The organism is Nitrospinota bacterium (assembly GCA_035528715.1).
In the GTDB taxonomy this organism is placed as follows: Bacteria; JADFOP01; JADFOP01; order DATKYB01; family DATKYB01; genus DATKYB01.
On the sequence record DATKYB010000044.1, the window covers coordinates 12,881 to 37,523 of the forward strand.

General features: G+C 35.3%; 24 protein-coding genes and 2 riboswitches. Of the genes, 9 read left to right on the plus strand and 15 right to left on the minus strand.

What is annotated here, in order from left to right; all coding sequences use genetic code 11:
• Positions 1-10: 10 nt before the first annotated feature.
• The 4 genes from VMW81_03205 to VMW81_03220 all read right to left on the minus strand — a co-directional run bounded on the left by VMW81_03205 (position 11) and on the right by VMW81_03220 (position 3,434).
• Positions 11-1,168, minus strand: coding sequence for an FtsX-like permease family protein (locus VMW81_03205; GenBank protein HUU49952.1), 1,158 nt, complete (start codon positions 1,166-1,168; stop codon positions 11-13).
• 2 nt (positions 1,169-1,170) lie between these two features.
• The gene (locus VMW81_03210; GenBank protein ID HUU49953.1) at positions 1,171-1,734 is read right to left on the minus strand and encodes a DUF2318 domain-containing protein; all 564 of its coding nucleotides are present in this window, start codon (positions 1,732-1,734) and stop codon (positions 1,171-1,173) included.
• A 143-nt stretch (positions 1,735-1,877) separates the two neighbouring features.
• Positions 1,878-2,288: a hypothetical protein gene (locus VMW81_03215; protein HUU49954.1), complete on the minus strand. Its 411-nt coding sequence runs from the start codon at positions 2,286-2,288 to the stop codon at positions 1,878-1,880.
• 621 nt (positions 2,289-2,909) lie between these two features.
• Complete coding sequence (locus VMW81_03220; GenBank protein ID HUU49955.1) at positions 2,910-3,434, minus strand: Hint domain-containing protein; 525 nt, start codon at positions 3,432-3,434, stop codon at positions 2,910-2,912.
• A 281-nt stretch (positions 3,435-3,715) separates the two neighbouring features.
• Here VMW81_03220 and VMW81_03225 point away from each other — a divergent pair, with 281 nt between their 5' ends.
• Together VMW81_03225 and VMW81_03230 are read left to right on the plus strand one after the other, a co-directional pair.
• On the plus strand, positions 3,716-5,044 hold the full coding sequence (locus VMW81_03225; protein ID HUU49956.1) for an NCS2 family permease: 1,329 nt from the start codon (positions 3,716-3,718) through the stop codon (positions 5,042-5,044).
• A 131-nt stretch (positions 5,045-5,175) separates the two neighbouring features.
• The gene (locus VMW81_03230) at positions 5,176-6,171 is read left to right on the plus strand and encodes a radical SAM protein (protein ID HUU49957.1); all 996 of its coding nucleotides are present in this window, start codon (positions 5,176-5,178) and stop codon (positions 6,169-6,171) included.
• Between the two features lie 6 nt (positions 6,172-6,177).
• On the opposite strand, the gene VMW81_03235 is transcribed toward VMW81_03230, so the two are convergent.
• The 3 genes from VMW81_03235 to VMW81_03245 form a co-directional block, all read right to left on the minus strand.
• On the minus strand, positions 6,178-7,248 hold the full coding sequence (locus tag VMW81_03235) for a hypothetical protein (GenBank protein ID HUU49958.1): 1,071 nt from the start codon (positions 7,246-7,248) through the stop codon (positions 6,178-6,180).
• A gap of 167 nt (positions 7,249-7,415) precedes the next feature.
• Complete coding sequence (locus tag VMW81_03240; protein ID HUU49959.1) at positions 7,416-10,589, minus strand: AsmA family protein; 3,174 nt, start codon at positions 10,587-10,589, stop codon at positions 7,416-7,418.
• A 27-nt stretch (positions 10,590-10,616) separates the two neighbouring features.
• On the minus strand, positions 10,617-11,330 hold the full coding sequence (locus tag VMW81_03245; GenBank protein ID HUU49960.1) for a lysophospholipid acyltransferase family protein: 714 nt from the start codon (positions 11,328-11,330) through the stop codon (positions 10,617-10,619).
• A 248-nt stretch (positions 11,331-11,578) separates the two neighbouring features.
• A riboswitch (SAM riboswitch) is annotated at positions 11,579-11,691 on the plus strand.
• 94 nt (positions 11,692-11,785) lie between these two features.
• On the opposite strand from VMW81_03245, the gene thrC reads away from it, so the two are divergent.
• From thrC to VMW81_03260, 3 genes are read left to right on the plus strand one after another with little or no spacing between them, the layout of a single operon-like run.
• Positions 11,786-13,021, plus strand: coding sequence for a threonine synthase (gene thrC, locus VMW81_03250; GenBank protein ID HUU49961.1), 1,236 nt, complete (start codon positions 11,786-11,788; stop codon positions 13,019-13,021).
• A gap of 3 nt (positions 13,022-13,024) precedes the next feature.
• Complete coding sequence (locus VMW81_03255) at positions 13,025-13,303, plus strand: MoaD/ThiS family protein (protein ID HUU49962.1); 279 nt, start codon at positions 13,025-13,027, stop codon at positions 13,301-13,303.
• 30 nt (positions 13,304-13,333) lie between these two features.
• On the plus strand, positions 13,334-13,573 hold the full coding sequence (locus VMW81_03260) for an NIL domain-containing protein (protein ID HUU49963.1): 240 nt from the start codon (positions 13,334-13,336) through the stop codon (positions 13,571-13,573).
• Positions 13,574-13,831: 258 nt separating this feature from the next.
• On the opposite strand, the gene VMW81_03265 is transcribed toward VMW81_03260, so the two are convergent.
• Positions 13,832-14,029: a DUF6485 family protein gene (locus VMW81_03265; protein ID HUU49964.1), complete on the minus strand. Its 198-nt coding sequence runs from the start codon at positions 14,027-14,029 to the stop codon at positions 13,832-13,834.
• Positions 14,030-14,234: 205 nt separating this feature from the next.
• Between VMW81_03265 and VMW81_03270 the strand changes: the two genes are divergently transcribed.
• Positions 14,235-14,639, plus strand: coding sequence for a DUF1573 domain-containing protein (locus tag VMW81_03270; GenBank protein ID HUU49965.1), 405 nt, complete (start codon positions 14,235-14,237; stop codon positions 14,637-14,639).
• Position 14,640: 1 nt separating this feature from the next.
• Positions 14,641-16,149 (plus strand): hypothetical protein, encoded by a 1,509-nt coding sequence (locus VMW81_03275; GenBank protein ID HUU49966.1) that lies wholly within the window; start codon positions 14,641-14,643, stop codon positions 16,147-16,149.
• A 5-nt stretch (positions 16,150-16,154) separates the two neighbouring features.
• Here VMW81_03275 and VMW81_03280 read toward each other — a convergent pair whose 3' ends face one another.
• From VMW81_03280 to VMW81_03295, 4 genes are all read right to left on the minus strand, one after another.
• Complete coding sequence (locus VMW81_03280) at positions 16,155-17,162, minus strand: ATP-binding cassette domain-containing protein (GenBank protein ID HUU49967.1); 1,008 nt, start codon at positions 17,160-17,162, stop codon at positions 16,155-16,157.
• A gap of 2 nt (positions 17,163-17,164) precedes the next feature.
• Positions 17,165-17,857 carry an ABC transporter permease gene (locus VMW81_03285; GenBank protein ID HUU49968.1) on the minus strand — a complete coding sequence of 231 codons (693 nt, stop codon included), beginning with the start codon at positions 17,855-17,857 and terminating at the stop codon, positions 17,165-17,167.
• Positions 17,858-17,869: 12 nt separating this feature from the next.
• Positions 17,870-18,685, minus strand: coding sequence for a substrate-binding domain-containing protein (locus VMW81_03290; protein ID HUU49969.1), 816 nt, complete (start codon positions 18,683-18,685; stop codon positions 17,870-17,872).
• A 189-nt stretch (positions 18,686-18,874) separates the two neighbouring features.
• Positions 18,875-19,000, minus strand: a riboswitch (molybdenum cofactor riboswitch).
• Between the two features lie 65 nt (positions 19,001-19,065).
• Complete coding sequence (locus VMW81_03295) at positions 19,066-19,581, minus strand: type 1 glutamine amidotransferase domain-containing protein (protein ID HUU49970.1); 516 nt, start codon at positions 19,579-19,581, stop codon at positions 19,066-19,068.
• A 248-nt stretch (positions 19,582-19,829) separates the two neighbouring features.
• On the opposite strand from VMW81_03295, the gene dksA reads away from it, so the two are divergent.
• Complete coding sequence (gene dksA / locus VMW81_03300; protein ID HUU49971.1) at positions 19,830-20,192, plus strand: RNA polymerase-binding protein DksA; 363 nt, start codon at positions 19,830-19,832, stop codon at positions 20,190-20,192.
• 8 nt (positions 20,193-20,200) lie between these two features.
• On the opposite strand, the gene VMW81_03305 is transcribed toward dksA, so the two are convergent.
• On the minus strand, positions 20,201-20,977 hold the full coding sequence (locus tag VMW81_03305) for a lytic transglycosylase domain-containing protein (GenBank protein HUU49972.1): 777 nt from the start codon (positions 20,975-20,977) through the stop codon (positions 20,201-20,203).
• A gap of 416 nt (positions 20,978-21,393) precedes the next feature.
• Between VMW81_03305 and VMW81_03310 the strand changes: the two genes are divergently transcribed.
• A complete protein-coding gene (locus VMW81_03310; GenBank protein ID HUU49973.1) occupies positions 21,394-22,656 on the plus strand; it encodes an FAD-dependent oxidoreductase in 1,263 nt (420 codons plus the stop codon).
• A 14-nt stretch (positions 22,657-22,670) separates the two neighbouring features.
• On the opposite strand, the gene VMW81_03315 is transcribed toward VMW81_03310, so the two are convergent.
• Both VMW81_03315 and VMW81_03320 read right to left on the minus strand, forming a co-directional pair.
• A complete protein-coding gene (locus VMW81_03315; GenBank protein ID HUU49974.1) occupies positions 22,671-24,005 on the minus strand; it encodes a bifunctional hydroxymethylpyrimidine kinase/phosphomethylpyrimidine kinase in 1,335 nt (444 codons plus the stop codon).
• An 80-nt stretch (positions 24,006-24,085) separates the two neighbouring features.
• Positions 24,086-24,271, minus strand: a complete 186-nt coding sequence (locus VMW81_03320) for a hypothetical protein (protein ID HUU49975.1) — start codon at positions 24,269-24,271, stop codon at positions 24,086-24,088.
• Between the last annotated feature and the right edge of the window lie 372 nt (positions 24,272-24,643).

Below are 24,643 nucleotides of genomic sequence, written 5' to 3' on the forward strand. Positions count from 1 at the left end.
GATATACCTCCTAAAGAGCTCTCAGGGCCTCGTTCGGATCGAGTCGTGCTGCCAGAAGGGCTGGATACATACTCGAAATAAGTCCGAGGAGAAACGAAAGAGCAAATGCCCAAACTGCTAAATAGAAGTTCAAGGGAACAGATACAGCATGGCTTTCAATAAAAAATCGAAGCGCAATCTTTGTTACCCCGAAACCTAAAAAGTAACCGACTATTCCGGCTATTCCAGAAATAATCGCGGCCTCAAAAAGTACAATTCGAATAATGTGACTCTTACGAAAGCCGATGGCTCGAAAGATCCCAATTTCTTCAGTTCTTTCCCTTATACTTCCCATCATGGTAACCAAGACAACCAAGCTTCCGACCAGAAGAACCACGGCGGAAATGCCGTAGGAGAATCTTCTAAACTGTGACAGAGTTTCCATACGGCCTTTTACAACTTGCTGAATAGCCATTACCTTGGCACCGGGAAGGGCATGGGAAAGCTGTTTCACCATTTCAGGTATGGGACAGGCCTGACAAAGTGCTGCAACCTCAGCCATTGAAATTAGCCCTTCCTTTCCCAGTAGTTTTTGGGCTGTTGAAAGATGAGCAAAGATCAGGTGGTCGTCCTGAGAACCGGTAGGGTGAAGAATACCTGAAACCATGAGCTTTTGGCCTTTTATTTCTAACTGGCTTCCCATTCCCAAGTTTAGAATACGAGCTGCCTCAGTTCCTAAAAGAACTCCGTTTTTATCTGGTAGCGATCCCTTAAAGTTCCACCATGGCTTTAAGATTCTTGTGGCTTTGAAATCAACACCTGCCAGCAGAACCCTGTGATTATCCATATGGATTACTCCTAAAACCAATGGGCCCAGTGCAGCGATATTACTGGCATTTTTGATCGACTGCACTCGTGATAGTTCTTTTTCACGAATTTCCTGCATGTCGAATGAAACGCCCCCAAGAGAAAGACCGCCGTAAGTAAGGGTTAGGTTTTCAGATTTGGGAACAATCAGGATGTTAGCCCCGTATTTTTCGAGCTTATGATTAATGTCGCTTGTCATCGCCTCAATAAAGCTGATAATAAAGACTACTGTTGAGACACCGATCAGAAGTCCAGCAAGAACAAAAAAGGCCTTGGCCTTGCGGCGTATCAGGTTTCGAAAAGCAATTTCTTTAAGTGTCATTTTTATGCCCTTCCCGAAAAATCAAAATACTGTTTTCCATCGATGATGTCTTTAACCTGAATGACCACGTTACCGTTATCAACTTTTCTCTTCAACGGAGCAGGGTTACATCCCCCTTGGACAACGTTAACAAGAACTGAAGCGAATCTGCGGCCACAGTTCCTGCATACCATGTAATCTCCGCTCTGGTAGTATCCTTTGCCTTCAGGCCAGCAAACATCGCAGGCGTCAAAAGCTGCACGAATGATATTGTCAGAACTTTTCAGAATAAAATACTTGATCGTGATGTTGCCATGCTTGTATTCGAAATGCCTTGCTTTACCATCATCGAAAAAACTTACAGGGTATATAAGCTCGGAAACACTACTCGCTGTCGAAAATTTTTCTGTCACGGCGTATTTATCTTTAGCTTTGCCCATGATAACAAAGAAGAGAGTGCCAACCAGCAAGACTGCACAGATTATTGTAACAAAGAGGGAAGACCTGCTTTTTTTGTCGTTTCTGAGTACCGCAGCCTTTTTGGCTGCGTTCTTATCAAGGTTTTTTTTCTTTTTATTCTTGGACATAAAATATTCCTCATTTAATTGTTTGGATTTATCATTAAGAATTTAGGATTCAGACTAACAATAACCCCTAGTTAAAAGAATTCTAGCTAAATCAAAAGAATACCTCGTGTGGCTAAAGTTTTTTTAGAAATTTATTAAAAGAATTAATAGAGAAGAGAGAGGTTTTGGAGGTAAATTGGTCGAGATCGGTTTTTTACTCTAATATGAAGATATCCTTCCGAGCCTTTGAGTAGATGGGTATTTGAGATGGTATCATTTACAATGATAATTATGGAGTTAGGATTTCGGGGTTCCATCCTGACAAGCAGGGTAGAAGAGTCGGGTATATCAAGCGTTCTGCAATTTTCCATGTCACAGGGGTTTCCATGAGTCCCAGAACAGGACCGGTGGATTGAAGAAATTAATTTTGCCTCTGCATCTTCTTGAAGGCCTAGCATATAAGAATCCTTGCAGCAGTCTCCTATGCAACCGTCTTGGGTTGCCATACTATTTGAGAAAAAACTGATGCTCAGAAGCAGGGCAAGTATAACGGAAAATATTTTTCGAGTTACCATTATCACCCTTTTCAATTCATCATTTAAAGATGGAATATTAGAACTCCAACTCCTCATTGTCAATAGAAAAGGCGTTGTTTTTCCATAATTTTTCTATTGACATCCATCTTATATTTTCTTTCTCGGTATAAGGGATTTGGTTCCTCCAGAATCTTGGAAAGAAGAAGTTGGAACTTTTGACTATTAAAACCAGCAATCTTCAGACAGTGTCAATTTTAGTCAGAATTTTGACACTAATCTTGGATAAATGTTAGATTTTTGACATATTTTAAAACCTATGATAAACTGATAAAAGTAGCGATAAATCTCCTATCCCTTTAAAACTAAAAGGTCTATTATATTTATTTATTATGCTGCTCTTCAATTGGAATGAATATTGCGTATAAAAGTAAATGTACCCTCCTTTCTTTATCGTTTTGAGCCACATTCTCTTATTTGAATGTGCTCCAGGAAAAAAGAATGTGGCTCAAGATCTAACTATAATATTTATAAAAAGATTCCTCCTTATTTCAATCCTTTCAAATTGTATATTTTGTTACATTATAACGCTTCAGTATGCTAAGTGATTGAAATAGTTATTTTTATTTTTTTAAATTTCAATTTTTGCTTGGTTTTAAAATCTTAGAAGAGGGGCATATATTGTGATTTCGCAACATAATAGTTATCACCAGCTTTGATAACGAAATTTCCAGATTCTGTTTCCATATATACCGTAGAAGCGGGTTTTTCTATTCTTTCTAAAGTCATAATTTTGATATGATCTTTCAATGATTTTATGGTATCTCCTGTCTTTAAATTCTCTACTTTAATCCATTTTGATTGATTTTCTTTCAGTACAAGTATGTGGTGGTCATTCGTAATAAATAGTCTTTGATTTATGGAGTAATAGTATGTTCTAGGATTATTTTTAACGATTTTAGTTATTTTTGTATTGATAATCCTATTGTTGTTAATGTCCAATGATTGGATTGCATCACCCACCACTAAATCTTGAATCTTTACTAGATTTCCATTTTTTCCTACAACTAAACTATCATGTAACAGAGAAGCTTTTTTAACATCACAACCTTTTTCATGATGAAATTTATATTCGTCCATAATCATCTTTTGTCTGTTATTCAGAGTAAAGATAAGAATGAAATACAACTTTTAAGGTAACGATTCAAAATTTTATGAGAGGGAATCCAAACCAAAAACTTATCTGGATTTTTAGTAGTACTAGAATAGGAAATTGGATCTCATTTATTTGGATTTTATCAATCGGATAAAATAGAGTCAATTTGTTTTTACAGCTTTAGTCAATATTTTTTTGCGTTTTTTTGTTTTAATCCTTTGTATTTCTGTTACAATATGATTGTTTTTTTACCGACTTTGCATAAGAATTCTTTAGATTTTTGATATTAATCATTGAGATCTAAGGAGAAAAAATGGAGTCTTTTTTAAACAGAGTTTTTAAAATTAGTGAGCTCAACACAGATATAAAAACAGAGGTACGCGCTGGTGTAACAACCTTTATGACCATGTCCTATATTATCTTTGTTCAGCCTGCGGTTCTTTCTGTTGCAGGTATGGATTTTGGGGCGGTAATGGTTGCAACATGTCTCTCAAGCGCGGTTGCCACCTTTCTTATGGCCTTTCTGGCAAATTATCCTATTGCTCTTGCACCAGCCATGGGACACAACTTTTTCTTTGTTTTTACTGTGGTACTTGCGATGAAGATACCTTGGGAAAGTGCTCTTGGGGCAATATTTATTTCCGGCTCCCTCTTTGTGCTCATTTCTGTCCTTGGTTTTATAGATAAAATAATCTTAGCTGTTCCAGAGACATTAAAAAACGCTATTGCAGTGGGAATTGGTCTCCTTATCGCTGTGGTTGGGCTGGAATGGTCTGGACTTGTTGTTGACAGTCCAGGGACCTTAGTCACTCTGGGAAACCTCAAGAGTCCTCCTGTAATCCTATCCCTCTTTGGCATCGCCCTCATAGCCATTTTATTATCCCTTAGGGTTAAAGGGGCTATTCTTTGGGGGATATTAGCCACTGCTCTAGCGGGCCTCCCTTTTGGTATGGTAAAATATCATGGTATTATAAGTAAGCCTCCCTCACTTCTCCCCACATTATTTAAACTTGATATAATGGGTGCTTTTGATTTAGGAATCATTACTGTTGTATTTATCTTTTTCTTTTTAGACCTCTTTGATACGGTTGGTACCTTAATTGGCGTGGGTCAGGAAGCCGGCTTTATAAGAAATGGAAAACTCCCAAGGGCAAAAGGTGCCTTTTTGGCGGATGCTATAGGAACCGTTCAAGGAGCCCTTCTGGGAACCACGACAATTACCAGCTATATTGAGAGCCTTGCTGGCATTTCTGAGGGAGGCAGGTCAGGCCTGGCGAATATCATCACTGCTCTTTTATTTCTTATATCTATCTTCTTTTATCCCCTAGCTAAGATGATAGGAGGGGGTTTTCAGGTATCAGAAGGAAATATACTCTATCCTGTTACTGCTCCTGTTCTAGTAATAATAGGAAGTATCATGTTAAGAAGAACATCAGAGATACCCTGGAAAGATTACACAGAGGCGATACCAGCATTCTTAACACTAATTATTATGCCTCTTACCTTTAGTATAACAGAGGGAATTGCCTTTGGTTTTATATCCTATTCGCTTCTCAAACTCGTCTCTGGCAGAAGAAGAGAGGTACACTGGCTTATCCATCTCTTCGCAATCCTCTTTGTTATTCGTTACGCATTTGTTTAGAAGATATTCTGGCTTATTTAGCCTCCCTCTTATCCCTCTCATTTTAAATTTTATTGAAAGATATAGGGAATCATAATACATTGTAATTATAAACAGTGTATGGTAAAGATTTCAAAACACTAAGAAAAAATATGGAGTTTTTTATAGATAGGTTTGATGCTGCTAAAAGGCTGGCTGAAAGTTACAAGGAGAATTCATTGTCAAAAGAAAAAAAGATTGCCCTAATTAAATCCCGTATCGAAGAGGCTTATTTCATGATGAAAGAGTGTTCTCTCTGTCCCCGAAAATGTGGGGTTAATCGGTTAGAGGATGAGAAGGGATTTTGCAAATTGGGTAGGGAACTTATGATATCCAGCCATAATATCCATTATGGCGAAGAACCGCCAATCTCTGGCAAGAAGGGTTCAGGGACAATCTTCTTTACCTCCTGCACAATGAGTTGTGTATTCTGTCAAAATTATCCCATTAGTCAATTGAGGCATGGAAACATCATTCATTCCTCACAACTTGCAGAAATTATGGTCTGGCTTTTCCATAAAGGGGCACATAATATAAATCTGGTAACCCCAGCACACCAGACGCCGATGATTCTAGAATCTATTCTCAAGGCAATGGAAAGTGGATTGGATATACCTATTGTATTTAATTCCGGAGGATACGAATCAATCGACGTCCTAAAGCTTTGGGGAGGCATAGTGGATATTTACCTCCCTGATATGAAGTATTCTGATGAAAAACATGCTATGAAATATTCTTTAGCTTCAAATTATCCCGAGACGAATAAAAGGGCTATACTTGAGATGTACAGACAGGTTGGAAGACTGGTTATTAATGAAGATGGTATAGCTGAGAGGGGACTTTTAATAAGGCATCTTATTCTTCCCAAGAATATTGCTGGAACCGAGAAGATTTTAAGATTTATCTCTGAAGAGATTTCACCAAGTACATACATAAGTCTTATGAGTCAATATTTTCCAGCACATAAAGCTTTGAAAATAGATGAGTTAAGAAAAAAAACGAATAAACAGGAATATGAACAGGCTCTTTCTCTTATGGAAAAATTCGGTTTAGAGAATGGGTGGGTTCAGGTAAAAAGTTTTTTAGGGAAAAAAGTAAAATGGGCTTAATATGAACTATGCTTCTTGTTCCTTTTCAGGCTTAGGAATTTTACATAGAATATTAACCTTTATTATCAATTCATTTATGGTTTCACTCAGATTCTTTCTTTCTAATTTCTTCGTTAATTGGATTAAGTTCTCACATCCCCTTTTATACTCATTCATCTTACCCAGCTTTTGATAAATGAGAGTCAGATAGTACTCAATTTCCATTTTTGCTTCTGGTCCTTTCCATCTACTTTCCTTTAAACGTTCTGCCAATTTATTAAAAATCAAAGTCGCCTCATCCCACCTCTTTAACTCAACAAGGATAATCCCCTTGTCTCTTATGGCATTGATATTTTCAGGATACTCACTTAATATCTCATTAGTGAAATGCAGGGCACTATCATATAGCCCTTCATTAAGAAGAATGGTAACCAGTGCTCCCTTTGCCTCAATCCTGGAGTAACTCCCTTGGGCTATTGCTCTCTGCATCTCATCAATCCCCTTTTGACGCTCATCCCCAAAAAAGGGCAGAAACCAGAGAACCCGGGATTTCACACTCCTCCAGTATTTATAAACCCCTAATCCATAATAGGCATCATAAAGCTTTGGATTTATATCCAATGCCTTTTCGAGATAATCAGCACCCTTTACAGCATCTACGAATGCCCCAAACCAGTTACCCTTCTCAGTCTTATTGATAGCCCTATATCCATAGGACCCACCAAGATAAAAATAGGCCAGGTCATTATCTTTATCGTTCTTAACCAGTTTCTCTCCCTTTTCAATGGCCTCATTTATATAATAATCAAATTTATCATTAAAGACCATTGTTCTGTAATTCTGCATTAATACTTGATAAAGGGCAGCCGTATAAAAATAGCCTATGGGGCTTTCTTTTTCTGAATCTATAATATTTCGAAAAGCCTTTAGTGCTTCGTCTGTTTTCTCCTTATTGACCTTATCAATACCTGTTTGAATGAGCATTTCTATTCGCTTGTCTATTTCTTTTTGAGCATAAAGGGAGAACGGAGCAAAAAGCCCTATAAATATGAAAGAAGTTATTGAAATTCTTATTATTATATTGAAGAAATGTAACATTATTATTTGGTCTTTAAAAATTTTTTACTGTCTTATTCAGCGTAAAGTAAACATAAAGTATTTGTCAAGTGAATGTTGATAAAAAATATAGACGACCATATCAATCGGGGTAAATGGCCCTTTTTACTATTTCGCTCTTTTAATAATAAAGGGCTTTAAGAATATTATTAAAAGATTTTTGGCCTGAAAAAATAGACCTTAGGATTGCCTGTTTTACCTTTTATACGTGCAATATCAACCTTGACGTATTTCGTTATCGCACTAGGGATTGTTTTCTTGATAATACCGAGGGGACCAGAGGCCAAATCCACACCAAAAGTAAAATCTATTTCATTTTTAAGATTATCCTCTGAACCGATGATATAGAAATCAAATCTGCCACCTTTGAACTTCATATCTAGATTGCTCTTTCCATCTTTGATTTTTGCTACTATCTCTCCCGTCTTAAAATCATAGCTTGTTGTTTGGAGAAAGGGAAAGACAACCGTTACATAAGCCGGTGCAGACTCTCCCCTTATGTATCCCTCATCTACTAACATTTTGGCATTGCCATAAAGTGATTTTATGATCTCCTCTTTATTATCGCCATGCCCTTTAAAATTAGCTTTAAAATCTACCTTATTTAATATATGAAGAGGGGGCAAGAAATAGTCGATAATCGGTTTTAGATTTTCATTTGCCTGAACGTCTTCAATATCCAGTTTTAGTTTAAACTCAGGCTTCTCTTTATTAAAGTCTATGAATGAAAAAATAAGGACAGAACCATTGTTCATCCCAAACCTCAGCTCCTCAAAGTTAAAAACCCCATTTTTTAGATTCATCTTTCCCATTAGGTTGTTGAGTTCATATCTATTCGCATGAAGATTCTTGATACTTAGTTTTCCATAGACATCCGTATTTAATAGAAAATCAGAATTCTGATTGGAATCTTCAACTTGGGATTTTGAGATAGGCAACCACATTTCTTTTACAAGCATAAAAGGACTCAGATCGTTTAATTTTATGTTGCCTCCCTCTAATTCAAATCTTACCTTGGGCTTTAGTGAGTAATCATTAATCTGAGTTGAGAAGTTAAGTTCACTCTCGTTTAGCAAAAGACGCAAATTTTGAGTTATGATGACATCTGGGGTAAAACCTATTGTTCCATCAACCGCTATATTTAATTCATGTTTCCCCTGAGACTTTAAGACTGCATTATCAAATGTAATACTCCCTTTTAATTTAGGCATTTTAGCTTTTCCTTGAATATCGCTAAAAAACCTTATTTCCCCTTCAAATGAGGTCTCTTTAAAACCACTGTAGAACCTATCCAATGGCTTCAAATCTTTACATTTGCCTGCGACATTTAAGTCAAGATATTGAAAATCTTTTGATGTCGAACCTTTTATGCGAAGACTCGATGTGTCAAGTGCAATCTTTAGAGAATTAAGACCAATGTCCTTTCCAATCCTTAGATTAAAAGATATATGGTTACGAACACCTAACGGTTTTACAAAGCGTTCCTTATATGCAATCTCATTATTGGTTAGATCCATCGATCCGATAAGGGTATATTTTTTTCTTATACCCTTTACATGCATTTCTGTTTTATTAACACCGGTTATTAACAGATCCTTAGGCAGAGGCAGTATCTTCTGGAAGTCAGAGATATTGAGAGTTGAACTACACCTGATATCAAACCTTGATAGTCCCTCAACAAAGGCTATCTTACCTAATAGTTCTACTTTATGATGAGAAGATAAGAGGTTTATTTTGTTTATAGAAAAAATATTATCAACAAGCTGAATATCATAGCTCAATCCAGCTTTTTCGTCAGAAGCCTTTATGAGATTTTCATTATATAACACCATGAATTCATTCAGGTCTGTACTTCCCTTTATTGTTAAGTTTTTCATGTTGCCAGTAAAGGAAAGATTATTTTTTATAGGACCTGAAACATTAATTTTATCAAATCTCTCCCTTATTTTCTCGAAAAATTTTGAGCTATCGCCCCCCAGTAACATTTTAATATCAATTTGTTGATCTCTTTTAAAATCTTTGATAATCCCTGAAACCTGTGCATTCAGAGAGTCAGAAGATAAAGCGATATTTTCTATAAAGAGATCCTTTTCTTTTGTTCTTAATCTGCAATTAATATTGACTATCTCGCCTTTTTCTTTGATAGAAGAATTGAGATATGAGAATTCTACATCGGACAGATCGGTAGTTCCTTCTATCAAAAGATTATCTGTACTTCCATTGAGTTTAATATTTGTTGAGGTCTTACCACTGTAATTAAATCGCGATGAACCTTTCTCTAATTCATTAATAAAATATTCAATGTCCAGCCTCATATTTAAAAAAGGCCTTACAGAGATATTCTCCAAAGACCCAGATAGTTTTAAATTTGAAAGTCCTGATTTTGCGATAAGTCTGTTCAGATTGATCTTATCTAATGAAACATTGTAAGACGAATCATAATCTAGTGTTAATCCGTTTAATGATTTAGCCTCTTCACTTACTCCTGGTCTCTTAAAATCCAAATTTTTTATAACGATATTCCCAAAACTTCTGATATTTTCTTGGCCATCAATATTTATATCTAAACTTCCTTTGACATTTTTGAGATTAAGTATAAAGGGTGTTTTTAACCAATCCTCGTCTAAGTTTTTAAAAACATCTAGCCCTTCAAAAGAGATTTTAGACTTAGCCACAATATTTTTTGGATCATATTTTCCATTTTTGAAGAGAGATATTGAACCTTTGCTTTTAATTCTCGCGGGCTTATCTTTATCGATTATTTCAAATTTGACTTTATAGTTGATAGGGCTATTAATATCATCACTTTTTGCTTGAATATTTATTTTTCTCAGCTCAAAGCTATTTCCAGAGGTTAAATCTCTGTATTCTAAAGATCCATTTTCTAAAGAGATTTTAGAAACAAAAAAGATAAAGGGTTTTTTAAACAATGAATGAAAATTAAATTCTTTTTCAGTATCTCTTCTGATGTTAATCTTTGGTTCGATGATGGTTAAATCTTCTACTGAAAGTTGCCTTTTGAATAAAGGGATTAATCTTACATTGATATCAAACATCTTGATACTGACAATTTCTTCTGAAAGAGGTTCTTTTGTTTCTCTTATCAAGACATCATCTATTCTTATATGTCCCAATCTTGTTATAGAAATGTTACCTAGGCTAAACTGTTGTGGAAATATTTGATTTAATCCACTGACGACTAAATTATTGATCCATTTGGTTGGAATGAGCTTCGGAAAGAATACAATTCCTGCAATTATGAGTATTATTAAAGATATGATGAGAAATCTCTTTAATAGACGAACCTTACCTTTTTCTTTCAAAATCGCCTCCTTGATTGATAAGATCTTTTATGAATTTAGATCAGGATTCCAGTTATCTAATATTCTTTGTCTTACCTTTTCTGCGAGGGCATTCTTATCCTCTAAGGTATAGTTCTTGGTTTCTATTGGAGAATCTATGATAAAAGTAACTCTCGCTGGACTAAATCTTTTTTCCCCTTTTTTGATAATCTTTCCAGTTCCATTAATCGTTATTGGAACAATAGGAATGCCTGCCTTAATAGCCATTACAAAACCGCCTATTTTAAAAGAACCAATTCTATTATCAATACTTCTTGTTCCTTCTGGAAATATTAATAGGGATATTCCTTCCTTTATTTTTTTTACACCCTCTAATAAGCTTCGCACCCCATCTCTGGTATTGCTTCTATCAATACGAATATGTCTCGCTGTGGATAGATGCCAGCCAAGTATAGGAATTCTAAACAGAGACTCTTTTGCTAAAAAGCTAAATTGAAAAGGTATAGAGGATAATAAGATGGGAATATCATAAAGACTTTGGTGATTTGGCATTAATACAAATGTACCAAGAGAATTCAGATTCTCCAGACCTTTTACTTCTACCTTAATACCTGTAAATTTTAGTATAAACTTTCCCCAGTAGGTTGATATAAGATGCTGAATCTTTCCAGTTTTATCAAATAATGATGATATAACTGAAAGAGTCCCAAAGACAATCGTGAATATAACAATTATCAAAATAACCGTATAATACAAAAACATAATTTTCTTTCCTGCAAGCTATTTTTTTAAGATTCCTTTGAAATTTAAATTTCTACAATCTTAAGGGTTTATTACCATTTTGAGTTTTTTAATTATATCTTAATGGTAACCCCGTTGCAATATCCACTTAATTTTTTACTTTTTTATATTAAAAAAATATCAGATAAAGTTTTTTACGATAAAAATCTTATTGATCATAGGAAGCTTTTTCCTTGACAACTTTTTTGAGGTATGTTAAATAGACAAAACTCTTATCTAGAGTGGCTGAGGGAAAGGCCCTAAGAAGCCACAGCAACCGATCCTCTAAAAAGAGGATGTCCGGTGCTAATTCCTACAAGGTTATTACCTTGAAAGATGAGAAGATAAGGATTCGATAAAAAGCCTCTTCTCATTTTGAGAAGGGGCTTTTTTGTTATGAAGAATTAATTAAGGCATATCTAAAAAAGGAGAAAAGTATGGGTTATGTATTAGGTTTAAGATGCAAAGAATGTGGTAGGGATTATCCAAAGGAACCAATTCATGTTTGCGAGTTTTGTTTTGGTCCTTTAGAGGTGGTTTATGATTATGATGGGATAAAGAAGGCGGTATCCAGAGAGTCAATTGAAAAGGGTCCTAAAAGTATGTGGAGATATAGAGAGTTTTTACCCATAGATGGTGATCCAACGGTTGGTCTTCATGTTGGGTTTACCCCTTTTTTTAAGGCAAAGAATCTCGGGAAGGCTTTAGGGGTAAATAATCTCTATATTAAGAATGACAGCGTAAATCATCCAACCCTTTCTTTTAAAGATAGAGTGGTCTCTGTTGCGATTACAAAGGCTAAAGAGTTTGGATTTGATGTTGTTGCATGTGCGTCAACGGGTAATTTAGCTAATTCTGTTGCTGCACATGCTTCTGAGGCAGGGTTAGAGAGTTATATCTTCATTCCCTCGGATTTAGAAGCAGGAAAGGTTTTAGGAACTCTGATTTATGGAACACATCTCGTAGGCGTTAAAGGGTGTTATGACGATGTGAATCGCCTTTGTAGTGAAATATCTGCTAATTTTCATTGGGCCTTTGTAAATATAAATATTCGTCCTTATTATGGTGATGGTTCTAAAACCTTTGGCTATGAGATTGTTGAACAGCTAGGCTGGAAGGCGCCTGATAATATTATAGTTCCAGTTGCAGGAAGTTCTCTTATTGTAAAGGTATGGAAGGCGCTTAACGAATTTCAGAAGATAGGATTAATTGATGAGGTAAATACCAAGATTTTTGCAGCACAGGCTACAGGCTGTTCTCCCGTTACTACCGCAATAAAAGAAGGAAGAGATTTTATAAAGCCTGTTAAACCCAATACGATTGCTAAATCAATAGCCATAGGTAATCCTGCTGATGGATATTATGGAATCAAGACAGTATCAGAAAGTGGAGGGTATGGAGAAGATGTAACTGATGAAGAGATTGTCGAAGGAATGAAGCTTCTGGCTAAGACAGAGGGAGTTTTTACAGAAACAGCTGGCGGAGTAACTGTGGGGGTAACGAAGAAGCTTATTCAACAGGGAAGGATAGGAAAAGATGAATTAACAGTAGTTTCAATTACAGGGAATGGGCTGAAGACTCAGGAAGCAGTAATAGGTAAGATTGGGGAACCGATTATTATTGAGCCTAGTCTTAGCTCTTTTCAGAAAACTTTTAATAATAAGGAGGTATAATTTATGTCAGTACAGGTTCGTATACCCAGTCCGTTGCTGAGCCTCACACAAAATAAAAGTGAGGTTACTGCTGAAGGCAGTAATGTTAAAGAGGTCTTAGAGGATCTGGAAAAGCAATTTTCAGGTATTAGGGAAAGACTCTTTGATGAGAGTGGTTCAGTAAGGAGATTCATTAATATTTACATCAATGAGGAAGACATCAGATTTTTAGATGGGGAAAACACCCAAATAAAAGATGGGGATGAGATATCTATTATTCCTGCAATAGCAGGCGGAAAATAAAAACTTTTCAAAAAGAAAGGGAGCTTTGAAATGCCTAGTGTAAAGGTTCATTTAACATTTCCAAATGAAATAGTGAAAAGACCTATCATTTATGAGATAGGACATGAGTTTAAGGTGGTTACTAATATCAGAAGGGCTAATGTTGCTGAGACCACAGGTTGGGTTGACTTAGAAATAACAGGAGAGAGTGAAGAGATAGAAAAGGCTTTAGAGTCTCTCAAAAAAATCGGTGTGAGGATCGATCCTATTGAAGGGAATGTGATAGAGTAGGGTATGATGCTCTTGTATGGAAGAAATAATTTTTATCCCAAAGCTTATAATGAATGAAATGCTTGCTCATGTTAAAAGGAAATTAATATATTCTTTTTAATCAATCTTTCTCTTAGACCAAGCATATCATTTTATTTATATTTTAGAATTTTAAAGTGGGGATACCTGTTTTAATAGATATCCCCACTTTTTCAGGTTCTCATAGATATGATTTAAAAATTTTGGATCGACCTCTTTGCTCCGTTAAAAAACCTTTAACTATAGGTCTTTATGAAGCCTTATAAAATGGGAGATAGAGCGGTCATAAGTTTTTTCTGTCTCTTTATTGAAGAAACAGGCAGGAAGTTGATTAATATTTAGGTGATATTGGATACATTCACAACAGATTCCCTTTTTTGAGCAGGGTTCATAGGTACAATTGCAAAAATCTAGGTTATCTTTTTTTGAACATTCCATAGTTTTGACATCTCCCTTTTATGTTTTGGATGAATTCATTTACTCTTATTATAGTCCGTGGTAAATGGTTGTCAATATTCTTCAAGAAAGACAGCTGTAAAACTTATGAATTTGCATTTTGAATACAATCATTTATAATGACAAAAGAACTTTCGTTCGATATTATTGAAGACCAAAATAATAGATAAAAAAGGAGAAGAGAAGTATGAGGAAAGGCGTTCGCATTTTTATCATTATATTTTTTTTCTTATCTTTTTTGAGTTCTCTTATCTCAGCCAAAGAAATAGATGGACCAAAAGCCCTCTTTTTTAGAAAATCTTTTAATTTTGGGAAGATAAAAGAGGGGAATAAGGCCTCTACTATTTTTAATTTCAAAAACATAGGAACAAAAGATTTAGTAGTTAGGAAGATAAGAGTTTCCTGCGGCTGTACCGCTACCCTCCTTTCCACTGATCTGCTCAAGCCTGGTGAGACAGGTGAGCTAAAGGTCACCTTTGATTCTAAAGGTTTGGAAGGGGAAATAAAGAGATCTATTTATTTTCATTCGAATGATCCGGATAATCCCGTAATACAACTCATTATTAATAGTATTGTAGAGCCCAGGAGCTAGATTGAAAAGAGCCTTCCAATTATTTCTTATATCATTCCTTATTCTCATATCTTTTTCAACCCCATTATTGTCTGGAAAATCTAAACCAACCATCGAGATGTATTTTTTCTATTCCAAAGAGTGTCCTGAGTGTCAACTTATTATGAAAGAGCTTTTTCCTTCCTTGGAATCTGAATATAGCCTGAATATAAAAAGGTTTGAGATAAACGATCCATCAAATTATGAAAAGCTTCTTATCCTTGAAGAGAAATATAAAGATGAGGACAATGAGATTCCTGTTATTGTTATTGGCAATTATCTTATCAGCGGGGAAAAGGAGATTAAATCTCAGCTGGAGAGGATAATAAAGGAGTATGAAAACAGAGGAGGGATTTCTTTTGTTCCTATAGAAAAAAGAAAGGTATTAACGGAGAAGGTATCTGATAATAACATCTATATAGCTTATTTTTGGAAAAAGGGATGTATTAAGTGTGACAGGACATTTTATGACCTTAAAAATTTAAAGAGAAAATATCCAAATCTTGTAGTAAGAGAATTTAACATCGAGGATGAAGATGCTAAACTTCTCTACGAGGCCCTCGGAGAATACTATGGCATTGAAGAAACCAGAAGATTGATAACTCCGGGGATATTTATCGGAGAAGATTTTCTTCTCTATGATAGTATAAAGAGAAGAACAATAGAAGAGAAGATAAGGAAATATTTAGAGAGCGGAACAAAGAAGCCTTGGGAGATATCCCCTCTCCTTAAAAAAGAGGCAAGAGATAGAATCATTGAGAGGTTTAAGTCATTTGGTCTTTATGGTATTGCCATGGCTGGAGCTATTGATGGCCTCAACCCCTGTGCAATGGCGATCTTGGCCTTTTTTATTTCTTACCTCTCTTTTATTGGAAAAAGATCGAGAGAGATTCTCATGGCAGGAGTATCCTATTCATTCGCTAATTTTCTGGCATATCTCCTCATTGGTCTTGGTCTGCTGAAGTTTCTTGAAACCCTCGCCTTTATTCCTTTGATTATAAATATCCTGATAATAGCTATGGCTGCCTTTGTTATTGTTTTAGGATTTCTGAGCCTTTATGATTATTATCTGTACAAAAAAGGAAGCACCAGAGAAATAAAGCTTCAATTGCCGGAAAGGCTAAAACAGACGATACATAAAACCATAAGAGAAAGGACGAAGACAAAGCATATTGTTATGGCATCCTTTACTATCGGTTTTCTTATAGCCTTTCAAGCCTTTTTCTGCACGGGTCAGGTTTATCTACCAACAATACTCTTTGTTTCAAAGATTTCTCAGTATAAATATAGTGCCATTGGGTATTTGATTTTCTATAATCTCTTTTTTATTATACCTTTGATTATTATCTTCCTCCTTGCCTATTTTGGTGTGAGATCAGAGAACTTATCTGGATGGGCTGAAAAAAGGGTAGGGATGGTAAAGATTATGACGTCACTTTTATTCTTTACCCTTGGCGGCGTCTTAATTGTTTTTATATTTTATCAAATTTAAAACAATTAATAGACCTGGACCGATGAAGTTTTAAAAGTAAGAAAGACCTCTGATCCGATCATAAGCTTCATCTCAGCGCAGGATTCTTTAGTTATTATTGCAGCAAAATCCAATCCAACATTAACGACTACCTTTATCTGTTCTTTTATCTCAGATATCTTTTTTATCTTTCCTCGAAAAGAATTTCGTGCACTGGACTCAAAGGGCTTATGAGATAAAATAATATCTCTTGGATCAATTGAGATAATGGCCCTTCCAAGCTTGTCAGATGTAAGGCAAATTTCAATATTGTTTTTGCTGAATATCTTTATCCCGTTGCCCTTTTTTATTTCTCCTTGAAAGATGTTTTCATAGTAAGTTTCAGACAGGTTTCTGTTTATGATAGAAAGAACCTTGTCAGCAAGGAGATATGCCTGTGTGGGATTGTGCGTTGTTATGATGATCGTGCTATCCTTTTCTTCTCTTATTTTAAGGATGATTTCCTCAATTATCTTTATATTAACCTGGTCTACATTAGCTGCGGGTTCGTCCAAAAAAAGAACCTTAGGCTTGATAGCCAAACCCCTTGCAATGGCAACCCTCTGTGCTTCCCCCCCTGAAAGGTGAGTTACCCTTTCTTCTTTGAGATGGGATAAGCCGACAAGCTCAAGGGTTTTTCCCACACCCTCTTCAATACTCTTTTTGTCAAGGTTTCTCAGCCTGAGGCCATAGGCTACATTCTTATATACAGTTGTGTTAAAAAGATACGGGTTCTGCATGACCATGGTCATTTCTCTCTGAATAGTTAAGAGATCAGGTGAGTTGTAGATGTCTTTACCCTTGAAAAAGACCTTTCCAGATGTAGGTTTTTCTAGGGCATTTAATATCTTTAAAATAGTGGTCTTTCCTGAACCATTTGGTCCGACAACAGTATAAATTTTCCCTTGAAAGAGTTCTAGATAAGGGATGTCAAAGATTTCTCTCTCACCAAATGATTTTTTCAAATTGCTTATAACAAACAAGGGTTCACTCATTTTTATCCCTGTTTTCTCTGAAAGTGATGGAATAATATATTTATTGAAAAGGCCACTGAGAGAAGGATGATTCCCAAAGCAATTCCAAAGCCAAATTCTCCCTTGCTCGTTTCAAGGGCAATGGCAGTTGTGATGGTTCTTGAATATCCCTTTATATTTCCTCCCAGCATGATTGCGGATCCTACCTCAGCAATAACCCTTCCAAAACCGGCTATGATCGCGGCAAAAATACCAAACCTCGATTCCCCAAGAATCGTCATAGTTGCCTGAAATCTGTTTGCCCCTAATGTAACAGTTGTCATTTGGATTCTTTTGTCCAAACCCCGCACAGCAGAGAGGGTAAAGGCAGCAATAATAGGGGTCCCGAGAATGAGATCACCAATAATAATCGCAGAGGGGGAGAATAAAAGACCAAATGATCCCAAGGGTCCCTGCCTAGAAATAAAGGCATAGACAGTGAGTCCTACAACCACTGTTGGAAGAGCCATAAGGGTATTGAGTATGATTGTAACAATCCTTTTTCCCTTAAACTCATTGACTGCTATAATAAATCCAAGGGGCACTCCTATAAGCGTAGCTAATAAAGTAGCTATCAAAGAGACCTTGAGAGATACGAGAACAATTTCGAGTATCTCAGGGTCGGAGGTAAATATGAGTTCAAGGGCCTTTTTCAGCCCCTCTGCGATAATATACATAGTAAATCTCTCTTAAGGTATAGCTAAAGTTTTAAAGAGAACCTCGCCGAACTTTTTATATTCCCTTATCAATTTTTGCCCCTCAGGTGATGTGACCCAGCCTATAAAGGCCATGGCCATGACATAATTTGTATGCGGATATTTCGCTGGATTCACTGCTATGATACCATAGGGATTATAGAGGATTTTATCCCCTTCGTAAACGACCACGATATCAATCTTATTTTTGAAGGCCAGATAGGTACCCCGGTCAGCAATTGTATAACCAAGCTTTTCATTAGCAGTGACAATCGTATCTCCCATTCCCCTTCCTGTTTCAAAATACCATCTTCCTTCAGGCTTAATTCCAGCTTTTTTCCATATTGCCTTTTCCTTTTTGTGGGTTCCAGAATTATCCCCTCTGGAGAAGAAGGGTATTTTCCCTTTGGATATTTTTTTGAAGGCATCCACAGCACTTTTTGCCCCTCTTGCACCAGAGGGGTCATTCTTGGGACCAAGAAGAATAAAATCATTATACATCACATCCCGTCTATTAACACCATATCCCTCTGCAACAAATTTCTCTTCAGCCTTTCTGGCATGGACAAAGACAATATCAACATCACCATTGCTTCCAAGTTTTAAGGCCTTTCCTGTTCCAACAGGGATGACGTCTACTCTGACATTGAACCTTTTTTCAAAAGGGGGAAGGAGAACATTCAAAAGCCCGGAATTTTCCGTGCTTGTTGTTGTTGACATCTTTAATCTTTCATCAGCATAAGCCTTTAAAGAAAAAGCAAAGATAAGAGTAAAGACCAACAAAAATACAAGAAATTTTCTATTCTTCATTCTTTCACCCTCCTTTTTCAACAATCCGTTTCAACGATAAAGACAATATGTTATTCACGATTTTTTACTTCATCTGCATCCCCCCTTTTTTCTATGGAATCTTGAGGCGTTTTACTAAAAAAAGTGCCTGAAAAGGAGAGATTTATTTGATTCCAAAAAAAACCAACATCCGTGTTGGATGTTGGTTTTTTAAACCAGAATATGTCTCCTTTTCAAACACGGGAGGCATGGGAGTTTCCTTCCATACCCTACTGTCCCTTCCCCTTAGATTTTCAGAAAATCCTTAGGAAGAAAGGATCGGAGAATTTCAAAACTCTGATATCTCTATAATAATATTTTGACTATGTCAAGAAATTTTTCTATCTATTATAATTTCTTTATTAAGATAGTGCTTCTATTATGGCTCTGTGAAAAGCAGGGATATCATCTGGTTTTCTGGATGTAATCAAATTCCCATCCACTACAACCTCAGCATCTATGTATTCTGCTCCAGCATGAACCAGATCATCCTTGATAGCAAAAAAGCCAGTAACCTTCTTTCCCTTTAAAATACCAGCCGAGGCCAACATCCATCCTGCATGACAAATAGCTGCTACGACCTTGCCTTTTTCAAACATCTCTTTTACAACTCTAACCATATCTTTTGAACGTCTCATAACGTCTGGGGCATATCCTCCAGGAATAATTAGGGCATCAAACTTTGAAGTATCTACATCTTTTACATTTATATCAGGATGGACAGGGAGCCCGTGTTTACTTTTATATTCTTTTTTGCCAGAACCTACAACGCTCACCTCTGCCCCTTCCTCTATAAATCTATAATAGGGACACCAGAATTCATACTCATTATAAAGGTCTTCTATAAGAATCAAAAATTTTTTACCTTCGAGTTTCATAGCAATCCTCCTTGATTAAGAATTTTTTAGGACTTTTATTATAAATCATTCATTTTCTATTTCAATTGAAATTATTTTCTTGTGATGGTTTTATCTCTAATAGAACGTCTAGTTGCTATTTGATTGATAATCTACCTATATAGTTTCCTTGACAATTGAGTAATTTTTAAATATTATTTAAAAAACAATTTATTTTATCAATTCTTTATGGGATGCTGGATCTGGGTTAATCATGAGGAATAGTTAGGATGAAAAAGAAACAACTTGATTTTTTTAAGACAAAGCTTTTGAGTAAAAAGAATCTTCTGATTCAAGAAGCTAATAAGACGCTAGATAATGGATTGAATGTACAAAAAGAAGATATGCCTGATACTGTGGATCGATCTTCTATTGAGACTGATCGTAATTTTCTTCTTCGCCTTCGAGATAGAGAAAGAAAACTTCTCAAGAAGATTAATGAATCTCTGAAGAGGATTGAGGATGGGTCTTTTGGTATATGTCTTCGATGTGGTGAAGAGATAAACGAAAAGAGATTGAAAGCGAGGCCTATGGCTACCTTATGCATATCATGTAAAGAAGAACAAGAGAAAAAGGAAAAATTGTCGAGCTAAAACCTTCTTTACGTCTCTTTGTAGTCCCCTTCTTTTAGAGTAGTATAAAATGATAATACTTTTCTAGAGTATCTTTTATGAAATATCTTTCCTTTTTTCATCATGTGGGAAATCTTTGAAGGACCTCTATTATATGCTTCTAATGCTAAATCGATATCTTCAAAAATGAGGTTTAGCTTGGATAGATAATAAGATCCCATCCTGATATTAATAAAAGGATTATAGAGAGCATTGTCATTTTTCCAGTTGATATTTGTTTCTTTAGCTATCTCTTGAGCGGTTACTGGAAGAATCTGCATGAGACCCTTAGCCCCCTTTTTGGATTTGGCCCAGTTGTTAAAAGAGCTCTCCGTTGAGATTATTGCAACAATAAGAAGAGGATCGTGACCATATCGAATGCTTTCTTTATATATAATTTCCGCAAGTTTATTTTCTTGATCTTTTTTGAGGCCAGTGTTGAAATTATTGATTATTTCTTTTATCATATTCTCTGTTTTTGATCTTTCATTATATATAGCCTCTGCAAGTTTATTTTCTTGGTTCTTTTCAAGGTCAACGATGAAATTATTGATTATCTCTTTGATGAAATCTTCATTTTTTTGTATTTCTATATCTTTATGAAAGATTTTCTTGAGAGGAGTATAGTAGCTTCCTTCAGAATAAAAGTAGATATTAGTTGTTAATAGCCCGACAAGAAAAAAACAAGATAGGTTTTTGAAACTCAGATCAATTTTTTTCTTGAAGAATAATTTAGCAAAGTATTTTAAGCAGTTTTTCAATACCATAAATAGCTTCCTTTTTTTTAATATAGGATTGATCTTTGATGTTTGTCAAGAAAAAAACTATATATTGTATAGAGTAGATAATAAAATACTAAATGTTGTGTTTTCAGTCATTTTCAACGGCATCTCAAAATTTTGTACAGAAACCTCTTTTAGGAGGAGGTTTAATATCTTCTTCTCTAAATATTTCCAACTCATATTATTATTGAATACAAATTATGTTAAAAGAGCTTTTAGTATCAAATTATGCACTTTAAGTCAAGAAAAAAATTAACTATTTTTTATAACAAAATGATGATGTTTCGAAGTTGTTATTCTTTGAAATTATGTATAATTACATCAAGAAAAAAATCAAGATACTTTATTTTAACAATGGCATTTTCTGGATATAATTTATTGATATTTAAAGGCATTGACTAATGAGAAAAAATACCAAATATATAGTCATAGGAAACGGTATAGCTGGTATAAGCGCTATAGAAGGAATTAGGAATAGAGATACCCAATGTAATATTACTGTTATTTCCCAGGAGCCATTTCTGGCTTACTCTCCAACGTCACTACCATATTTGATAGAGGGAAAGATTACTGAAGATAAGATTTTTATAAGAAATAAAGAGTTTTATAAAAAAAATAGGGCAAGACTTATTTTGAATAAGAGAGCATTAGGAATAAATCCTTTTAATAAAGAGGTTTTTCTTAGTGGCGGTAAGAACCTTACCTATGACTCTCTTCTTATAGCTACGGGGGCTGAGCCAATAATTCCAAATTTATACGGACTAAGTCGTTGTGATTACTTTGTATTAAAGACCCTAAAAGATGCCAGAAGATTAAAAAATGAGGTCCTTGTAAACGGTCATGTTGTGATGTCAGGTGGTGGTTTAATCGGTATAGAGCTGGCTTATATTCTTAGAAGTCAAGGATTTGAGGTTACAGTTATCGAAGAAAAGGAGCGCATACTTTCTTTTTATTTTGATGACGAGGCTGAGAAAATTATCAGGGATATCTATAGAAAAAATGGTGTCAATTTTATTCTCAATTCAAAACTGGTTGGAGGGGAAAGGAAAAAAGAAAATCGACTGATTTTAAAACTTCAAAACGGAAATAAAATCAGGACTGATTTATTTATTATTTCTGTGGGAATGAAACCTGCTGTAGATTTTTTAAAAAATAGTAATATTAGAGTAAATAAAGGTATCATAGTCGATAGAATGATGCGAACAAATTACAATAATATTTTTGCCGCTGGAGATGTGACGGAGGCAAGGGATTTTTTTTCAAAAAAGAAGGTCTTAAGTCATATTATTCCATCAGCTATTTATCAGGGCAGAATTGCAGGTTTGAACATGGCGGGTGGAAATGAAACATATAGTGGCAATATATCAATGAATATATTCAGTTTCTTTGGAAATGAGGCCTTATCAATAGGTGATGTATTTGTTAATGGTCGAAATATTAAGATAGTTAAGAAGGTTCAAACAAGTAAAAATAGATTTTATAAGTTAGTCTTGAAAGACAACTGCTTAATCGGCGCTGTTTTGATTAATGTAAATATTAAACCAGGTATACTTCTTAATCTTATAAAGAGAAGAATTGATCTCTCCCCTTGGCTAGAGTCGGTGGGAACAGGCTTCTTTAACTTTGGAAAGGTTTTTCAAAAAGCGATTGGTAAAATGGATTAATGGGGTTAAGCTCTTCATAACCCTTTTTTGATATTAATAATCTTATCCACTACATCATTAGCATTCTTTCCTATAACCCTAATCATTGCCTCTTTTTCATGACCTCCCAAATCATAGATAATGTCTGGAACTGACCCAAATCTTTTTATTGCTGTTTCTGTACCCCATTCTAAAGACGAACCTTCTTTTGTCTTGATTCTTTTTGGTTCTTCCTTTCTATTGAAGCTCGATATCTTCATCCGCAGTCTTTTACAAGTATTGATAGCTTCTTTAGAATAACAGATGTTCATTACTGCCCTTTTTTCAGGATCGTATTTTAAAACCGTAAGAATAATATTAGCCACATGTCTTGAGGCTCCGAACCGAGGAGATGATAAGGTTCTTATTTCATCACCAAACCTTATTATTCTTCCTGGAAAGGCAATAATATCGAAATAGTCCCTGGCAAAGGGAAGAGCAAGCCCGAAGTTTGATTGGACTTCTGGGATTAATTTTCCTATTTTCTCCTTTTTTAATTTCTCAAGAGCTCTTCCCAACTCTTCTACAAGATGATATCTATCGATCTCCCTATATATATTAGAAAAGTGGTGGGTGGGGCCATGTCCTTTTCCAATATCCAGCGAGTATCGAATAGCAGTAGTAATATAATCTTTTGCTGTTCTTATGGCATCTTTAAGGTTGTTTCCTTTTGCAAGTTCTGCGGTGATGGCTGCAGAAAAGGTGCACCCTGTTCCATGTGTATTTTTAGTCTTTATGCGCTCTGAAGAATATTCTATAAACTCTTTACCATTATAAAACAGATCGAGGGCATTTCCCGTTAAGTGTCCTCCTTTAATAACGACATTTTTTATTCCCCAATCTACAATCTTTCTAGCAGCCCGTTTCATGTCTTGAATACTTTTTATATTGATTCCTGTTAAGACCTTTGCCTCTTCGGTATTTGGTGTAATGACATATGCGAGTGGAAGAAGCTTTGTGATAAGGGCCTCCTTTGCCTCTGTTCTGAGAAGGTGGTCACCGCTCTTCGCTACCATTACAGGATCTACTACTAATTTTTTTATCTTATGCTCTTTTATTTTTTCACTTACCTTGATTACAATCTCAGAACTTGAGAGCATCCCTGTCTTTGCAGCATCTACGCCTATATCCTTTGCAACGGCATCTATCTGGAGTCCTACAAAGTCAGGAGATATGTCAAATATTCCTTCAACACCTATCGTATTTTGGGCAGTTAAAGAGGTAATCGCAGAGGTGCCAAAAACTCCTAAGGCTGAGAAGGTCTTTAGGTCTGCCTGAATTCCAGCACCGCCTCCTGAATCTGATCCAGCAATTGTTAGAGCAACCTTCACTTTTAAAATCCCCCTTTTGTTATGTTTATTAATAATAAAACAAATCTATTATTGTTTTTGTATCCTCCAATCCATTCATTTCAGAACCGTATAAAAAAATCTATAAATGGATTTTCAAACTCCTTTGAGGACTTTCTGTAATAATAACGCATATAGAGCAACATTATGCCAGCAAAAATTAAAATCATGGCAACAATGATTGATAAAAGTGGTGGATAGAGAGCGATCAGAATCCCAGAAAAAATAAGCAAAAGGCCTAAAAACATTTTACCCTCCGTTTTGGAACGTTTGAATAAATAAATTATTTTTAATGATAAAATATGGTTATATAAATATTATGTCAAGAAGTAATTATTGAGCCCGGTTAGATAAGACTTTTTGTAAATCTAAAAAAAGCCATTAAAGAAAATATACAACTAAAATCCTTAATAAATCTATAGAGATAAAAGGGGATTAGTTAAGAACTTTTAATTGCAATTTTTTTTTCATTTTCTATAATTACCTAAATTAATATAATGTTCGAGCTTTTTGGAAAATGAACAAGTTAGGCAGTAGACGACTCGCACAGAGGGTCATATGTTAATAGAATCCTCAGCTCCTACAAGGATAGATCTTGGAGGGGGTACGCTTGATATATA

Coding starts and splice junctions, on each gene's coding strand:
- VMW81_03205 (HUU49952.1), bottom strand. CDS start 1,168: ATGACACTTAAAGAAATTGCTTTTCGAAACCTGATACGCCGCAAGGCC.
- VMW81_03210 (HUU49953.1), bottom strand. CDS start 1,734: ATGTCCAAGAATAAAAAGAAAAAAAACCTTGATAAGAACGCAGCCAAA.
- VMW81_03215 (HUU49954.1), bottom strand. CDS start 2,288: ATGGTAACTCGAAAAATATTTTCCGTTATACTTGCCCTGCTTCTGAGC.
- VMW81_03225 (HUU49956.1), top strand. CDS start 3,716: ATGGAGTCTTTTTTAAACAGAGTTTTTAAAATTAGTGAGCTCAACACA.
- VMW81_03230 (HUU49957.1), top strand. CDS start 5,176: ATGGAGTTTTTTATAGATAGGTTTGATGCTGCTAAAAGGCTGGCTGAA.
- VMW81_03235 (HUU49958.1), bottom strand. CDS start 7,248: ATGTTACATTTCTTCAATATAATAATAAGAATTTCAATAACTTCTTTC.
- VMW81_03245 (HUU49960.1), bottom strand. CDS start 11,330: ATGTTTTTGTATTATACGGTTATTTTGATAATTGTTATATTCACGATT.
- thrC (HUU49961.1), top strand. CDS start 11,786: ATGGGTTATGTATTAGGTTTAAGATGCAAAGAATGTGGTAGGGATTAT.
- VMW81_03255 (HUU49962.1), top strand. CDS start 13,025: ATGTCAGTACAGGTTCGTATACCCAGTCCGTTGCTGAGCCTCACACAA.
- VMW81_03260 (HUU49963.1), top strand. CDS start 13,334: ATGCCTAGTGTAAAGGTTCATTTAACATTTCCAAATGAAATAGTGAAA.
- VMW81_03265 (HUU49964.1), bottom strand. CDS start 14,029: ATGGAATGTTCAAAAAAAGATAACCTAGATTTTTGCAATTGTACCTAT.
- VMW81_03270 (HUU49965.1), top strand. CDS start 14,235: ATGAGGAAAGGCGTTCGCATTTTTATCATTATATTTTTTTTCTTATCT.
- VMW81_03280 (HUU49967.1), bottom strand. CDS start 17,162: ATGAGTGAACCCTTGTTTGTTATAAGCAATTTGAAAAAATCATTTGGT.
- VMW81_03285 (HUU49968.1), bottom strand. CDS start 17,857: ATGTATATTATCGCAGAGGGGCTGAAAAAGGCCCTTGAACTCATATTT.
- VMW81_03290 (HUU49969.1), bottom strand. CDS start 18,685: ATGAAGAATAGAAAATTTCTTGTATTTTTGTTGGTCTTTACTCTTATC.
- VMW81_03295 (HUU49970.1), bottom strand. CDS start 19,581: ATGAAACTCGAAGGTAAAAAATTTTTGATTCTTATAGAAGACCTTTAT.
- dksA (HUU49971.1), top strand. CDS start 19,830: ATGAAAAAGAAACAACTTGATTTTTTTAAGACAAAGCTTTTGAGTAAA.
- VMW81_03305 (HUU49972.1), bottom strand. CDS start 20,977: ATGGTATTGAAAAACTGCTTAAAATACTTTGCTAAATTATTCTTCAAG.
- VMW81_03310 (HUU49973.1), top strand. CDS start 21,394: ATGAGAAAAAATACCAAATATATAGTCATAGGAAACGGTATAGCTGGT.
- VMW81_03320 (HUU49975.1), bottom strand. CDS start 24,271: ATGTTTTTAGGCCTTTTGCTTATTTTTTCTGGGATTCTGATCGCTCTC.